12 protein-coding genes are annotated in these 14,236 nt (G+C 55.8%); 5 read left to right on the top strand and 7 right to left on the bottom strand.

Translation table 11 applies throughout. The features are described 5' to 3' along the window. Window positions 1–191 precede the first annotated feature (191 nt). Window positions 192–1,784: a histidine kinase N-terminal 7TM domain-containing protein gene (locus MHI42_RS22225; protein ID WP_342420689.1), complete on the top strand. Its 1,593-nt coding sequence runs from the start codon at window positions 192–194 to the stop codon at window positions 1,782–1,784. A gap of 221 nt (window positions 1,785–2,005) precedes the next feature. Here the strand turns inward: MHI42_RS22225 and MHI42_RS22220 are convergent, their stop codons facing one another. Together MHI42_RS22220 and MHI42_RS22215 are read right to left on the bottom strand one after the other, a co-directional pair. Continuing rightward, complete coding sequence (locus tag MHI42_RS22220) at window positions 2,006–2,185, bottom strand: hypothetical protein (protein WP_342420688.1); 180 nt, start codon at window positions 2,183–2,185, stop codon at window positions 2,006–2,008. Window positions 2,186–2,219: 34 nt separating this feature from the next. Further along, window positions 2,220–2,858 (bottom strand): MBL fold metallo-hydrolase, encoded by a 639-nt coding sequence (locus tag MHI42_RS22215; protein ID WP_342420687.1) that lies wholly within the window; start codon window positions 2,856–2,858, stop codon window positions 2,220–2,222. Window positions 2,859–3,129: 271 nt separating this feature from the next. Between MHI42_RS22215 and MHI42_RS22210 the strand changes: the two genes are divergently transcribed. Both MHI42_RS22210 and MHI42_RS22205 read left to right on the top strand, forming a co-directional pair. Next, window positions 3,130–3,975 carry a DUF72 domain-containing protein gene (locus tag MHI42_RS22210; protein WP_342420686.1) on the top strand — a complete coding sequence of 282 codons (846 nt, stop codon included), beginning with the start codon at window positions 3,130–3,132 and terminating at the stop codon, window positions 3,973–3,975. A gap of 99 nt (window positions 3,976–4,074) precedes the next feature. Beyond that, window positions 4,075–5,559 carry an alpha-amylase gene (locus tag MHI42_RS22205; RefSeq protein WP_342420685.1) on the top strand — a complete coding sequence of 495 codons (1,485 nt, stop codon included), beginning with the start codon at window positions 4,075–4,077 and terminating at the stop codon, window positions 5,557–5,559. Between the two features lie 194 nt (window positions 5,560–5,753). On the opposite strand, the gene MHI42_RS22200 is transcribed toward MHI42_RS22205, so the two are convergent. Together MHI42_RS22200 and MHI42_RS22195 are read right to left on the bottom strand one after the other, a co-directional pair. Continuing rightward, window positions 5,754–6,122, bottom strand: a complete 369-nt coding sequence (locus MHI42_RS22200; RefSeq protein ID WP_342420684.1) for a hypothetical protein — start codon at window positions 6,120–6,122, stop codon at window positions 5,754–5,756. Window positions 6,123–6,343: 221 nt separating this feature from the next. After that, the gene (locus tag MHI42_RS22195; RefSeq protein ID WP_039308201.1) at window positions 6,344–6,952 is read right to left on the bottom strand and encodes a biotin transporter BioY; all 609 of its coding nucleotides are present in this window, start codon (window positions 6,950–6,952) and stop codon (window positions 6,344–6,346) included. A gap of 118 nt (window positions 6,953–7,070) precedes the next feature. Between MHI42_RS22195 and MHI42_RS22190 the strand changes: the two genes are divergently transcribed. After that, window positions 7,071–7,889, top strand: coding sequence for an ATP-binding cassette domain-containing protein (locus MHI42_RS22190; protein WP_342420683.1), 819 nt, complete (start codon window positions 7,071–7,073; stop codon window positions 7,887–7,889). Beyond that, on the top strand, window positions 7,886–9,670 hold the full coding sequence (locus tag MHI42_RS22185) for an ATP-binding cassette domain-containing protein (RefSeq protein WP_342420682.1): 1,785 nt from the start codon (window positions 7,886–7,888) through the stop codon (window positions 9,668–9,670). Before MHI42_RS22190 ends, MHI42_RS22185 begins: the two co-directional genes overlap by 4 nt. On the opposite strand, the gene MHI42_RS22180 is transcribed toward MHI42_RS22185, so the two are convergent. The 3 genes from MHI42_RS22180 to MHI42_RS22170 form a co-directional block, all read right to left on the bottom strand. Then, a complete protein-coding gene (locus MHI42_RS22180; protein WP_042140342.1) occupies window positions 9,663–10,526 on the bottom strand; it encodes a nitroreductase family protein in 864 nt (287 codons plus the stop codon). The genes MHI42_RS22185 and MHI42_RS22180 overlap by 8 nt on opposite strands. Before the next feature lie 241 nt (window positions 10,527–10,767). Then, a complete protein-coding gene (gene mprF, locus MHI42_RS22175; protein WP_342420681.1) occupies window positions 10,768–13,425 on the bottom strand; it encodes a bifunctional lysylphosphatidylglycerol flippase/synthetase MprF in 2,658 nt (885 codons plus the stop codon). 372 nt (window positions 13,426–13,797) lie between these two features. Continuing rightward, window positions 13,798–14,157, bottom strand: a complete 360-nt coding sequence (locus tag MHI42_RS22170) for a FlxA-like family protein (RefSeq protein WP_171720767.1) — start codon at window positions 14,155–14,157, stop codon at window positions 13,798–13,800. Window positions 14,158–14,236: the final 79 nt, after the last annotated feature.

Below are 14,236 nucleotides of genomic sequence, written 5' to 3'. Positions count from 1 at the left end.
GGAGCCCGTTTACATTGTTAATAATCTAGAATTGTGCCGATAAAGTTAGTATGTATTCTCACCCTCTGTTGCCGGATTCCTCCCAACTGTTATCTATGCAGATGTGTGATATCATTTAACTATATCTACTCTTCTATAGGAGACCTTTAGCCAATGTTCAAAGCCTATTCCTACACATGGAGGCGCTACCCATGGAATCCATGATTTCCAACTATATAGTCATCGTCTCTATCTCAGGTGTGCTGAGCGCATTGCTGGCGCTGTTTGCCTATTATAGGAAGACAGATTTTTCCGGTCTAAAAGCTTTCATTGTTAGCTCAGCTGCTTCGGCGATATATACCTTCGGGTTCGCGCTGGAGCTCTCCGGCAGCACCATGCAGGAAATTGCGTTGTGGGTTAAGGTGGAGTACCTCGGTTTGCCCTATATCGCCCCCTCCAGCATGCTAATGATTATGCACTTCGTAGGTCTGGAGCGGCTGATTTCCAAAAAACTGCTGACCGTCCTGTATTCGGTCCCCGTGATCTCTACCGTGCTCGTATGGACCAACGAGTCCCATCACCTGTTCTATCAATCCATGCATTTCCGGGAAGGTGCCCCTACACCGCTGATCGATATCGTCATGGGACCCTGGTATATTGTGCAAGGCAGTCTGACCTTCGGCTGCATGCTGGCCGGCATGTGCCTTATTCTCTGGCGCTGGAACCGGATGAAGCGGGTGTACCTCCGGCAGATGGTGATTATTTTCATCGGGCAGTTCCTGCCCGCGCTGGGCGCATTCCTCTACCTGATGGATGCGACTCCGTATGGAATGGACCCCGTGCCCGTAATTATGAGTGTAACGTCCACCCTGTATATATGGGCTATTCTCTCCCGGGGCATGCTTACCGCCGCACCCATTGCCCGCGAGAATCTGTTCGAGAGCATGCGGGACGGCGTGCTGGTCATGGACCTCTCGGACAAGCTTGTCGATTACAACCGGGCCGCAGCCGAGATGCTGCAGGATCTCGATGCCTCCGCAATCGGCAGGCCGCTGGCCCAGCTGTTCCTTCCCGCCGGCAAGGAAGCTGTCGATTATGTGATGAATTCCAATCCCGGGGACAGCGAGGAGCAGGAGCTCGTCTGGAATATGGGGGAGGATGTCCGTTTTTACCAGATCCGCTCCTCCCCTGTGCAGAAGCATGACGGGCATCTGGCCGGACGGATGATTATGCTGATCGATGTCACTGAACGGACACTGCTCCAGGAGAAGCTCCTGCAGCTGGCCACCATCGACAGCCTTACCGGTATATATAACCGGACGCATTTCATGGAACTGAGCCGGGGCTTGCTGGAGGAAGCGGCCGAACGCTCCGCCCCCTTTTCGATCATCCTGCTGGATATCGATTTCTTCAAAAGCATCAATGACCGGTACGGACACCAATATGGCGATATGGCATTGCAGCATGTAGTGGGTGTATGCAGCCGGCATGTGCGGGAAGAGGATATCTTCGGACGTTATGGAGGCGAGGAATTCGTCTTATGTCTGCCGGATACTCCCTTGAAGCAGGCGGCGGTCATCTCGGAGAAGATCCGCGGGGATATCGAGCGCAGCGCATTCTACACGCTGTCCGGGTCCATTAATGTAACGGCAAGCTTCGGCGTAGTGGAAGCCTTCCGCAGTAATATATCGCTGGAGGAGCTGCTCTCCGAAGCCGATCATGCACTTTACACCTCCAAGCGGAACGGCCGCAATGCCGTTCATCTGTCCAGCGGCTCTGCGATCACGCATTTCAAGCCGGTATAATTTCATAACAATACAACTACCCCCATGCCCGGACAGAATCCTGAGCACGGGGGTAGTGTTGTTTTTGGGAAAATTCTTATCGGGTACCAAAGGGGATGTAATGCCGTGGATAAGTTAACAGAAATATTAGAGGCCCAGCATGTGGGTTTGAAATCCTCCATCATGAACGACAGATTCGTACTATCCGTTTAGGGACTAGTCTCGGCTTCGGCTGCGGAGTATCACCTTGCGCCCTCCAGGAAATATTCCACGCTCCGCAATAAACCCGGCGGCAGCTCTTCCAGCTGAAGATACGTCTTCAGCTCCAGCAGCACCCGCTCGCGGTTATCCCCGAAGACATCCACAATCCGGGCAAGACGTTCCCAAGGTACCAGGTCTGCACGGAACTCCTGTTCCGTCATTGGTACTCCATGTGATTCTACAAGCACATTCGCCTTATAGCCGTAGATAAGCTCCAGCAGCTTGAGGAAACCGGTACTGCTGACGGCGCGGCCCGCCATATACGGACGGTCCCAGGGCATCTCCCAGGAAAAGAACTTTATCTTCTATAACATGCAGGACGCAGGAATCGGCTGAATGATCACCGCCCACATGGCTTAGCTCACAAGTGACCCCGCCCAGATCTACAGTAATGCTTCCGCTAAATATAATATCAGGTGTACCCACGGTGATTACCCGCGGGGAGCCATATTCCAGACGGATATGCGTTACACTCTCCTCACTGATTGTCCCCTCCTGCACAAGGCCTTCCAGCTCTTCATCACTTCCGCTCAGCCCTGCGAGCCGGTTAAGTACCCGCGCCGTTTCTTCATGCGCAATCACAGGGATGCTCCAGGCTGTCATCCCGAAGGTGTGGTCCCAATGCCAGTGCGTCAAGGCCAGCAGATCCGGCTGACGCCAGCCCCTTCTTGCCAGCTCTTCCCGGAACAGCTCCGCATGGGCGGGGGAATTCCCCGCATCCATCAGCAGTGTCCGGCGTGAGCCGGAGACGGCCGCCAGGATCGGGCGGTCCGTGTCATGCTCCGCATGCATGATAAGAATATGCGGACTTAGCTCCTGAAACTTATGTTCCATACACAACTTCCTTTCCATTGCTATACCTTAAAGGGTAGGGTAAGCAGAATAAAAGGCATTCTGCCGGAGTATATCCTCTTCCTCTTTTGGTGATAACAGCACCATTGGCAGTTTTTCATTCACGGTATTCTGTTCCAAATCCTCTCTTCATGTTGCCTGAGTTTCAGCTTTTAATCAAATGCCCTTGTTTGCCTTGACGGGTTTTCAGTTTAATAAGAGATAGCCAGTGTCGAAACTGGCATAGAGCAGACTGATACAAGGAGGGCGTTCTATGATTAAGATCGGGCTTACCGGCTTCGGAGACCATGAGGAGCTGTATGGCAAAATCAAACCTGCCGACCGGCTTCCTGCGTATAGCGCTTATTTTTCCATTGTGGAGATCGACAGTTCTTTCTATGCCGTGCAGCCGGTCAAGAATTATGTGAAGTGGGTTAACCAGACGCCGGAGCAGTTCAAGTTCATTGTGAAGGCTTACCAGGGGATGACCGGACATCTCCGTGATAAAAAAAATTATTACGATACGCCGGAGGAGATGTACCGCGCCTTCCATACCTCCATTGCCCCTGTGCGTTCGGCAGGCAAGCTGGCCATGACGTTGTTCCAGTTCCCGCCCTGGTTCGACTGCACCAAGGATAATGTGGAATTCCTGCGTGAGGCTAAGGAAAGAATGCTGGATGTGCCCTCCGCCATCGAGTTCCGCAACGATTCCTGGTACAGTCCTGAGCTGCGCAGCAGAACCCTGCAGTTCCTGGAGCAGGAGGGCTGGATTCATACTATAGCCGATGAGCCGCAGGCTGGTTCAGGTTCGATCCCGATTGTGCCGGTCGCAACTACGCCAGACATCACCTATGTACGGCTGCACGGCCGCAATACCGGAGGCTGGAATCAGAGCAGTCATCCCGATTGGCGCAAGCTGCGCTATCTGTACCGTTACAGCACCGAAGAACTGGTGGAATGGAAAGACCGTCTGCTTACACTTACGCAGAGCAGCCGTGATATCTACGTTGTCTTTAATAATAATTCCGCCGGTGATGCTACCCCCAATGCGCAGGAGCTGCAGTCCCTGCTTGGGATTGACGGCGGTTTGGCCCCGCGCCAGCTGGACTTATTCACCTGAGGTTCGGAGGTCTACATAAATCTCTTCTACTCCTTGCTGAAGCAACAGACTCAAGAATTATTCCATTCGTTTCACAACCCTTAAGGAGGCTAACCAGGAATGAAGAGAAACCATACCATGATGCAATTTTTTGAATGGCATGTTGCCGCAGACGGAGAACACTGGAAACGCCTTGCCCAAATGGCCCCTGACCTGAAGGCGGCGGGAATTGATTCCGTATGGGTCCCTCCCGTAACCAAGGCGGTCTCTCCGGAAGATACCGGTTATGGAGTCTATGATCTATATGATCTGGGCGAATTTGATCAAAAGGGTGCCGTGCGCACGAAATACGGAACCAAGCAGGAACTGATCGACGCGATTGCCGAATGTCTGAAGAACGGCATCGCGGTCTACGTGGATCTGGTCATGAACCATAAGGCCGGGGCGGATGAGACCGAGGTGTTTGAGGTCATTGAGGTCGATCCTAACGACCGCAATAAGGATATCTCCCAGCCGTTTGAGATTGAAGGCTGGACCAAGTTTGATTTTCCGGGGCGCGGGGATGAGTACTCCAGCTTCAAATGGAACCACACCCACTTCAACGGCACCGATTTCGATGCCAAGGCAAGCCGGAACGGCGTATTCCGGATCGATGGGACGAACAAAGGCTGGAATCAGAATGTGGATGACGAATTCGGCAATTACGACTATCTGATGTTCGCCAACATCGATTACAGCAATGAAGATGTGAAGAACGAAATGCTGAACTGGGGCAAATGGCTGGTCGACACCCTGCAGTGCAGCGGCTACCGCCTGGATGCCATTAAGCATATCAACCATGAATTCATTAAAGAATTTGCGGCGGAGATGAAAAAGAAACGCGGCGAAGACTTCTACATTGTCGGCGAATTCTGGAACTCCAATCTGGAAGCCTGCCGCGAATTCCTGAACACCGTTGACTATCAGATCGACCTGTTCGATGTATCGCTGCATTACAAGCTCTACTCGGCTGCGCTTGCGGGCAGGGACTTCGATCTGACGCATATCTTCGACGATACGCTGGTCCAGACGCATCCGGCCAATGCCGTCACCTTCGTCGACAACCATGACTCCCAGCCGCATGAGGCGCTGGAATCCTGGGTCGGCGACTGGTTCAAGCAGAGCGCCTATGCCCTGATTCTGCTGCGGAGAGACGGATATCCCGTTGTCTTCTACGGCGATTATTACGGTATCGGCGGCCCGGCACCGGTGGAGGGCAAGAAGGACGCCATCGATCCTCTGCTCTGCGCCCGTTACAACAAGGCCTACGGCGACCAGGATGATTACTTCGACCATCCCAACACCATCGGCTGGGTGCGGCGCGGCGTTCCGGAGATCGAAGGCTCCGGCTGCGCCGTAGTGATCTCGAACGGAGACAACGGAGAGAAGCGGATGTTCGCCGGCGAAGCGCGCGGCGGGGAAGTATGGGAGGATCTGACCGGCAACCGCCAGGAGACTGTCACCATCGGAGAAGACGGCTGGGCAGTATTCCCGGTGAATGGCGGAAGCGTCTCGGTCTGGGCTCTGCCCGATCCGGAGCCGGAGGACGATTGCGTGAAAGAGTGAGCATTGGACTCCGGACGGCGGTGGACTGGCGAGGATAGTCGGCGGGCGGGCGATGGCAGACGAGGATAGTCGGGGGCGGGCAACGGGCAGCCGAGGATAGTCGGGCGGCGGGCGATGGCAGACCAGGACAGGCGGCGGGCGACGGACGAGGACTGGCGGGGCGGGCGAGGGGCTGACGAGGACTGGCGGTGAAATCAGGGGCACTTTTGCTCCTCATTTCCTCCTTTGGTCAACGTCCGGGTGTGATTAGAGGGATTTATCCCTTTAATTTCACCATACAGCCCACTTTCAGCGGAATTAGAGGGATTTATCCCTTTGATTTCATCATACAGCCCACTTTCAGCGGAATTAGAGGGATTTATCCCTTTGATTTCATCATACAGCCCACTTTCAGCGGAATTAGAGGGATTTATCCCTTTAATTTCCCCATACAGCTGACTTTCAGCGGAATTAGAGGGATTTTTCCCTTTGATTTCACCGTGCTGCCGACTTCTGGGGGATTCGGTGGAGTTCCTGATACAAGAACAAATTTGTCCTTCAACCGGATTGGCTCCAAGCTCCAAAGAAACGTAACCAGGACATCATGCACGTTCTATACACTACAGATGGATATCATAATTTTCTAAATAACAATAAAAGAGGCGACTCCCTGCCATACGGCAGCGAAATCGCCTCTTTGCTCCGTGCAACCAGCCATTCGCCACCTCAGCCAGCCATTCGCCACCTCAGCCAGCCATTCGCCACCTCAGCCAGCCAATTAGCAGCCTCATCCAGCCTCCACCGGCTAACGAATGACGGTTGACTTCTCCCCGTCTGCCCAGACGCCGGAATCACTGTTTAAAATACGGTCGATCGGATACACCTTCCACACAGCTGTCACTACGGCAGAGCACAGCACTGCCTTGGTCAGGTCGCCCGGAATGAACGGCCACATACCTGCAGTTAACGCCTTGGCCAGCGAGTCCATGCCGGTTGAGTGGGCCAGCCACCATACGCCGCCAGGATAGACAAGCAGCGCACCAAATATAAAGTTAGCCGCAAGCAGCTTCACGAAAGTATATTTATCCTGCTTAATACGCTGGGCGAAGAAGCCGATCAGCCAGGCTACGAACGGCCAGGAGAATATATAGCCTGCGGTCGGGCCAACCAGCACCGCGAGTCCGCCGCTTCCGCCCATCACCGGGAAGCCCGCAGCAGCAAGTCCGATCACGATCAGTACGGCGAGCGTGCCATAGCGTGCCCCCAGAATAGAACCGGCCAGCATGACAGCCAGGGTCTGCATTGTAATAGGTACAGTAGAAAAAGGCAGAGAGATCTTTAAATAACTCAGAGCGATCATAACTGCGGCGAATAGTGCACTGAATATCAGGCCGCGGGTCGTCCATTTCTTCATTGCCGGGAGTACCCCCTTTTTTTAGGATCACTATATCATCCCCCTCCGGATACATCAATCCTCAAATCTTTGTTATAATGGGGAGCGATTGTTGACTAGAGCTGTAAGGAAAGCGGGCATGAGGATGATCAGGGCGCATAATTTGACCTTGTCTTTACGGGATGGCCAGCACAAGCGCCCGGTTCTGCAAGGGATTAGTATCCATATTGGACGGGGAGAATGGGTTGCGCTCACAGGAGCCAACGGCTGCGGCAAAACATCGCTGGTCCGCACCTTCAACGGGCTGATTCCCCCGTCAGGAGGCAGTCTGTCCGTCGCCGGGCTGGATCTGCGCTCGCCTCAGAACCGCGCGGACGTGAAGCAGCAGGTCCAGCTTGTATTTCAGAATCCCGAGGCACAGACGGTGGGCTCTACGCCCTTCGAGGACATCGCTTTCGGGCTGGAAAACCGCGGGCTGGACCGGAATCTGATGGTTACGCGAATCCATGATATTCTGCAGCAGGTAGGACTGGCCCACAAAGCAGAAGCAGATGTCGCCAGTCTATCCGGCGGAGAACGCCAGCGCCTGGCTGTCGGCTGCTGCCTTGCCCTGGAAGCAGGCATGATCATCTTCGATGAGGCCACTTCTATGCTGGACCCGGCGGGAAGGCAGGATATTCTAGAGCTGGCCCGGCAGTTATGGAGGAGCGGCACAACCGTGCTCTGGGTCACGCAGCGGATGGAGGAACTGGCCGAGAGCCAGCGCATTGCCGTTATGGGCGATGGCCGGCTGCTCTATGACGGTGATCCGCGCACCCTGTTCTACGCCTCCGGCCTGCCGGATGCGCTCGGATGGGTTCCATCGCCCGTGGTCCGCATCGGGAGACTGCTGCAGAGACAGAACTGGCCGCTTCATCTGCTCCCGCTGACCGAGCCGCAGCTGGAGGCGATGCTATGAGGATTCGGGCAGAGCATCTCTCCTTCCATTACGACGGCAAGTACGCCGTGCAGGATATCTCCCTGAATATCCCTTCAGGCACATTGACCTTGCTCTGCGGAGTTAACGGAAGCGGCAAGTCCACTCTGCTGCGCCTGCTCGCCGGGCTGGAGCATCCGGCATCCGGCAATATCATTCATGAGGATACGATGCCTGCGGACCGCAAGGCCGGGGAGGCTGTCGCTATGGTATTTCAGCAGCCGGAGACCCAGTTGTTCGCAGACAGCGTCCATAAGGATATCGAATACGGCCTGACGCAGCGCGGTGTGCCTAAGGTGCAGCGGGACGGCATCATCCGCAGCGCCCTCGCGCGGACCGGGCTGCCTTATGATGAGTTCGCCGGACGTTCCCCTTTTCTGCTTAGCGGAGGCGAGAAGCGGCGGGTCTGTATTGCCGGAGCCATAGCCTCCCGGCCCGGGCTTCTCATTCTCGATGAGCCGACCGCAGGACTGGACCCGCTGGCGGCACAGTCGCTACTGGAAATGGTGCAGGAGCTGCGGCAGAGCGGCCTGACTCTGATCATCGGCACCCATGATCTGGACAGCTTTCTGCCGGTTGCCGACGGGGTGATCGTGATGAAGCAGGGCGCGGCCCATTATGATGGCCCTGCTGCGGCACTGACAGCGGACCCCGGACTGCTGCGAGCTGCCGGACTTACGCCTCCGGCTTATGCCTCGCTAGGCCGCAGGCTTGTAGAACGCGGCTGGCTTGAAGCATTACCGGACAATCTGGAGGAGCTGCTCGCCGGACTGGATAAGCAGCCTCTGCCCGTTCCGCAGGAAGTCAGCACTCCTGCGGCCGCCCACAAGGAGCCCAGCGAAGGGAGAAGAAGCGAGACGGGATCTCCACCGGCAAGCGGAGCCGCACCGGGTCTATCTGCCGCCACACCAAGCCCGGCAAGCGAGGCCTTGGCTTCAATGATTCCTCAGACACTTTACGGGGAGCCCGCAACATCTGGCCACTTATCAATCAAACAAGCCCCTGGCCGGTTACGCTGGCAGGGACTGGATCCCCGGGTCAAATGGCTGGGGATGATTATCGGATCACTGACCGTGCTGGGGATGGACACCTCCCTCCCACTGCTGCTGGCTGCAAGCCTGCTGGCCGGACTCACGGTTTCGGCCGGAATTTCCTGGCGGAGGGTCTTCCGTTTCTTCCGCCCGTTCCTCCTCATGTTCCTGTTCCTCTGGCTGCTGTCCGGGCTCAGCTGGAACTCGCCCGGCTTCAGCATCGGCCCGCTCAGCTTCAGTTCTGCGGGACTTCAGCGCGGAGGAATCAGCGTGCTGCGGTTTCTGCTGCTGATCGTCCTCGGATTCCTGTTCACGGAGACCACTACCGGCGCTCCGCTGCGTGAAGGGCTGGAATGGGGAATTGCTCCGCTGAGACATCTTGGAATCCGGACCCGCAACTGGTCGCTGGCTGTGTCCGTGACGCTGCAGTTCGTGCCCTGGATTCTCGGCAAGCTGACACAGCTGCAGCTGGCACTGAGCTCGCGCGGCAGACGGGCCCGCGGACTGGCACGCTGGTCCCCGCGGCAGATTGCCCTGATCATCGTGCCCCTGATCATCCTTGTCCTGGGCATGGGCGACGAGCTGGCTACAGCCGTTGAATCGCGCGGGTATGATCCCGCCAAGCAGCGGACTCCTGTCTATCAGCTGGCCTGGAACAAGCGCGATACATGGGTTGCACTAGGTATCCTGACGGCAGCAGGCCTGCTGTGGTGGCTTTCCCGGATCAGCTAAGTGTATAGCTGAGCATGTATTCTGTATTCGGACTGCCGGCTTCTATTCCCGGATCGTTAATGGTCCAGGTGCCTGCAATATCCAGCTCCCGGCAGGCCAGCTCGAAATTGCAGGCGGCAATGCCGATATCAATCCGCTGCATCTGGAACCCGAGCTTATTGCCGCTATAATTAGGCGTATGCTCCAAGTAGAAATGCAGCTGCTGCCGGTCTGGAGACAAGACAAGTCTCCAGGGCTGCTTGTTGGAGGCTGACGGGCCGATCCGGACCATCTCGATGGGGACGGCCAGCTTCCCGGCGGCTTCCGGTGTCAGCCGTTTGCTGAAATCACCGTCACAGAAGAGCTCCTGCCAAGGCTTCTTATTGTCGGCTCTGACCACATACCGCATCGTGGTATCCAGCAGCCGCTGCTTCTCCCGCGCGTAGCCGAGCGGCGTAATGCAGGGAATAATCTCCCCTTCGGCAAGCTCCAGCTCACGGGTAAAGGATTTGCGGTTAAAGGTTCCGCCAATCCAGCAAGTTCCAAGACCCAGCCCGGTCGCAAAAAGAATCAGCTTCTGGAAGGTATATCCGAACTCCAGCAGTGCCAGCTTCCCGTTACGCACGGAGCCTACCAGATAAGCCTGCGGATTCACAATGATCCCGTAAGCGCCCAGCTTCATGCCCTTGCCTTCCCCCGCCCCGCCTTTGGCCCAGATCCATTCAATCCCTGATATCCCGCCAAAAGGACCGCGCAAATTCTCTTCCTTATCCAGATACTCCATAATGGAGGCATGGGCTGCTGTATCAATTGGTGTGGTCTCATAAGTCCGCACAGACTTGCGTTTCTCCATAATTTCCATTACTGCATTCCCCATAACAGCCGCCTCCTCAAATTATCCCGCAACCCTGCCCTGCCTTGCCTTGCCTTGCCCTGACCTGAACTGCACAGTCCTTACTGGCTGGCTCAGCCTCCTTGTTACAGCTTCAAGCCCAAAAAAGAAGGCTCCGCTAAGAACAGGAGCCCTCCCAAAATGATCTATACTCTATAGTTGCCTGTTCTGCGGTCCGGTTGCTGGTAAAATTAGTATCCCCCATTTCAGGAGAATCGTCCAGCTCTTATTCCTTATCCTCCGGACCCGGATGGCGGGAAACCAGTCTCACCAGATCGAGGGTTAAAAGGTAGAGGGTAAGCGATGCAGGATAGGCCAGATACCGCGGCTCCCACTGCGGCCCGAATTTCTCCTTATACCGCCGCAGGCCGGAGAATCCGTACCAGTGGCCGCCGCGTTCAAAGACCATGCGGGCCACCTTCTCCTCGCGCAGCGCTCCGGTATTCCGGCCGGCACCAGGCTGCGGGGCATGACCCAGATTAAAGCTGCGGAACCCCCGCGACTTCGCCCACTCCAGCAGACACAGGAACAAGTAATCCATAGTCCCGTTTGGGGTATCCTTGCGGTAGCGCGTGAGATCAATGGACACGGTCTTGTGTCCGTCATAGCCCGGGGCAACGGAGGCAAAAGCCATGAGTTGCCCGTCAGCTCCGCGCAGCAGCGCCAGCGGAGCGAGCTGCAGATACGGCTTGCTGAACCAGCCCAGCGAAAACCCTTTTTCCAGGCGCCCGTCCAGCCATTCCTCCGACAGCGCCCGGAGCTCCTGCAGCAGGTCTGCAGAATGCGCGGGCTCGGCAATCTCAAAGACATAGCCCTCACGTTCAAACCGGCTTGCCACACCGGGCAGATCGGCATTGCGGGGGCCGCTGGCCTTGAAGTTCTCAAGCGGCACCAACGCTTCCTCGCCCAGCTTGAAGAACCGGTAGCCTTGGCTCTGATACACCGGGAGGTAGGCTGATGTAGCCTGGTAGAACACTACGGCGAGTCCATACAAATCCGCCGCCTGGCGGAACTCGCTGATTGCGTCATTGACCAGGCCCACCGGACCCAGCGGATCACCCAGTACCACCAGCTTGTCCCTTACTCTGGCAAAAGCGAATAACACTCTGCCCTCCCGGGCCCAGTAGAAGCTTTTGTCGCCCAGAAACAGCATATGGCTTAAGGCATTGCCCCAGCCTTCCGCCAGAAACTGCTCCAGCCGCGCCATATCCTTATCCGCGAAGAGCTCATCGGCCTTGCGCTGCGGCCGGAGAGCAACAAGCATAGTCAGCAGCAGCCAGGAGAAGATCAGTCCGCCAATAGCTGTAACCGCCACATTGCTGTGCTGCCGCAGCCATTCCGGCCGGATTCCGGGCGGAAGATGCTTCAGGAAACCGTGATGCGAATAGCTCCCCAGCCCATAATAACCGAGTGCTATAACTGAAGTCAGAGCCAGCCACCATACGGTGCTCCTGGTACTGAGCGGTACACTAATCCGGTAGAACCGGGTCCGCGAGATCCAGAGGATCAGGCCTACCAGCAACAGGAACAGCGCCTCTTCGTAATCGAATCCTTTCGTAAAAGCAAATACCGCACCGCCGAAGAGCAGCAGACTCGTCCAGACGTACGCCCTGTAGACACGCAGGGAAATTCCCCGCGACAGCAGGATTAGCATGAAGCCGATCAGCACGGACAGATGATGGGAAATCTGCATCACCGGCAGGGACAAGAGATTCTCCGTGATCCGCAGCCGGTAGAGCAGTTCAGGTGTAGCTGCGGACAGCAGCAGAATCAGGCCGCTGGCCAGCACCAGCTTGCCGAGTGCCCAGACCCCCAGGTCGCTGAGGAAGGTGTATTGGCCGGGCCAGCCCCATATTCTCTGCCATACGGTAACGGGAGTTTCGACTCTGTCTCCGCTGTGTTCAGTTCCCTTCTTACCCGGCAGCCCGATCTCAAGCGCCGCCAGCACCAGTCCGATCAGCCAGGGCACAATGTAATAGAATAGTCTGTAGATGACGAGCACAGCCATGGCCTGATCGCTCCGTATTCCCAGCTGGGTAAGTCCAAGCAGGGCAATCAGGTCGAAGGCACCGATGCCTCCGGGAGCCATACTTAGAATGCCGGCAATGGCGGCAACGACATAAATACTGAAGACCGTAACAAACGGAGCACCGCCGAGCAGCTGACCGGCAATCATCCAGAAGGTCAGTCCGGCAAAGGCCCACTCCAGGAAGGAAGCTCCGACAGAAGCCGCTACCGTCAGCCAGGAGGTCCTGCCCTGCCCCCGGTTAATCCACTTGGCGAATAGTGAGGAACGCTGGAGAATCACAAAAAACGGCAAATAAAGTGCCATTCCCCACACCGCGAATACCAGCCAGCGATGTTCATGCAGAAGGGCATCCGCCGGAAGGATTCCGGTAAGGGTGCACCAGGAGAGCAGCGACAGCCCGGTTATCATCAGCGGTGACAGAAATACGATAGCCGGTGCCAGCACGGACGAGGGCACACCGCTCTTTTTGTAGAGCAGCGTCCGGAGGCCCGCGCCAGCCAGCCCGGCAAAGCCGATCAGGTTATTGAACGTATTCGCGATCCAGGCGTAGCGGAAGGTGCTTAAGTAGCTGGTCTGCAAGCGGAAATGCCCGCGGATTAAATAATCATAAGTGCTCATGACTGCAACGGAGAGCAGGGAAATGCCCAGCATCTGCAGAATGGCCGGCGCGGGGACTGCTTTTAATTCATGAATGATCATCCCCAAATGAATCTGCTTCAGCTCATTCTGCCCTTCCCAATAGACAAGACCGATGATCAGCAGCGGAACAAGCGCCCTTACCGCCTTAATCCGGTAGATGGATAGAAGCAGCCTCACGAATCTGAAGCGTTCCAATCTTTGTTTCATTGAATGCATGACTTTGAATGCATGACTTCACCTGCCCTTACTGCTGAACTCACCCTTGGCTAAACAATATTCAGCATTTTCCATAAAACCTATTATAGCAATATCAGCAGCAGATGACCCGTATAACGGTTGTATGTTCATCAGAGTTAGACAGCCGGCAAAGTGTAAATCACTGCAGAGTCCGCAGTAACCGGAGAATAGCTTGAGCTGCAGCGGCGGAAAACCGAAGGTTGATTGATCCTGGGATACAAAAAATAGGCACCCGGACTGCGATCAGTCCGGATGCCTATTTCTTGCTGCACAAGGGTTGTCATACCGCAATAGAGAACCAGTCACCACGGCAATGGCGGTCCTCTTCTCAGGCATGCTGGTTAGCCGGGGTTATACCCGAATGTCAAATCTGCCTTCGCTATCTGTAGTTGCGGTCGCGATTTCCTGCGCAGATGCCGCTGCCAGCTTGCTGCTGTCAGCAGGCTTCTCCGGCGGTGCAGCTGCGCTTCCAGCTGAAGAGGCGCTGCTGGCACTCTGTGACTTTTGGGCAATTTGCGCTTCGATCTGCTTGATCTGCTGCTCAAGCTGTTTGGTCTTGGTTTCCTTAGTCTTCTCGTCGTCCTTGCTGGAGCTTACCTTCTCAAGATCAGCTTCCAGCTTCGCCTTCTGCTTCTCAAGCGCAGCTGTATCCGTTGCACTGGAGGACGTATACGTGGTAGATGTTGAAGCGGATACGGATGAAATATTCATACTTGTCCCTCCTTTCACCTATCCAATATATCTCTTTCACCCAAGTACAACGTTAAAATGCGCTGAAAGTTTGCTGAAT

The organism is Paenibacillus sp. FSL E2-0178, from assembly GCF_038593005.1.
In the GTDB taxonomy this organism is placed as follows: Bacteria; Bacillota; Bacilli; order Paenibacillales; family Paenibacillaceae; genus Paenibacillus_AQ; species Paenibacillus_AQ phytohabitans.
This window is presented reverse-complemented; position numbering and strand designations above follow the sequence as displayed.

What these genes read in the sequence shown, in the direction of transcription:
- MHI42_RS22215 (WP_342420687.1), bottom strand. Translation starts at nt 2,858, where the DNA reads ATGGAACATAAGTTTCAGGAGCTAAGTCCGCATATTCTTATCATGCAT.
- MHI42_RS22205 (WP_342420685.1), top strand. Translation starts at nt 4,075, where the DNA reads ATGAAGAGAAACCATACCATGATGCAATTTTTTGAATGGCATGTTGCC.
- MHI42_RS22210 (WP_342420686.1), top strand. Translation starts at nt 3,130, where the DNA reads ATGATTAAGATCGGGCTTACCGGCTTCGGAGACCATGAGGAGCTGTAT.
- MHI42_RS22190 (WP_342420683.1), top strand. Translation starts at nt 7,071, where the DNA reads ATGAGGATGATCAGGGCGCATAATTTGACCTTGTCTTTACGGGATGGC.
- MHI42_RS22195 (WP_039308201.1), bottom strand. Translation starts at nt 6,952, where the DNA reads ATGAAGAAATGGACGACCCGCGGCCTGATATTCAGTGCACTATTCGCC.
- MHI42_RS22220 (WP_342420688.1), bottom strand. Translation starts at nt 2,185, where the DNA reads ATGACGGAACAGGAGTTCCGTGCAGACCTGGTACCTTGGGAACGTCTT.
- MHI42_RS22180 (WP_042140342.1), bottom strand. Translation starts at nt 10,526, where the DNA reads ATGGGGAATGCAGTAATGGAAATTATGGAGAAACGCAAGTCTGTGCGG.
- mprF (WP_342420681.1), bottom strand. Translation starts at nt 13,425, where the DNA reads ATGCATTCAATGAAACAAAGATTGGAACGCTTCAGATTCGTGAGGCTG.
- MHI42_RS22225 (WP_342420689.1), top strand. Translation starts at nt 192, where the DNA reads ATGGAATCCATGATTTCCAACTATATAGTCATCGTCTCTATCTCAGGT.
- MHI42_RS22185 (WP_342420682.1), top strand. Translation starts at nt 7,886, where the DNA reads ATGAGGATTCGGGCAGAGCATCTCTCCTTCCATTACGACGGCAAGTAC.
- MHI42_RS22170 (WP_171720767.1), bottom strand. Translation starts at nt 14,157, where the DNA reads ATGAATATTTCATCCGTATCCGCTTCAACATCTACCACGTATACGTCC.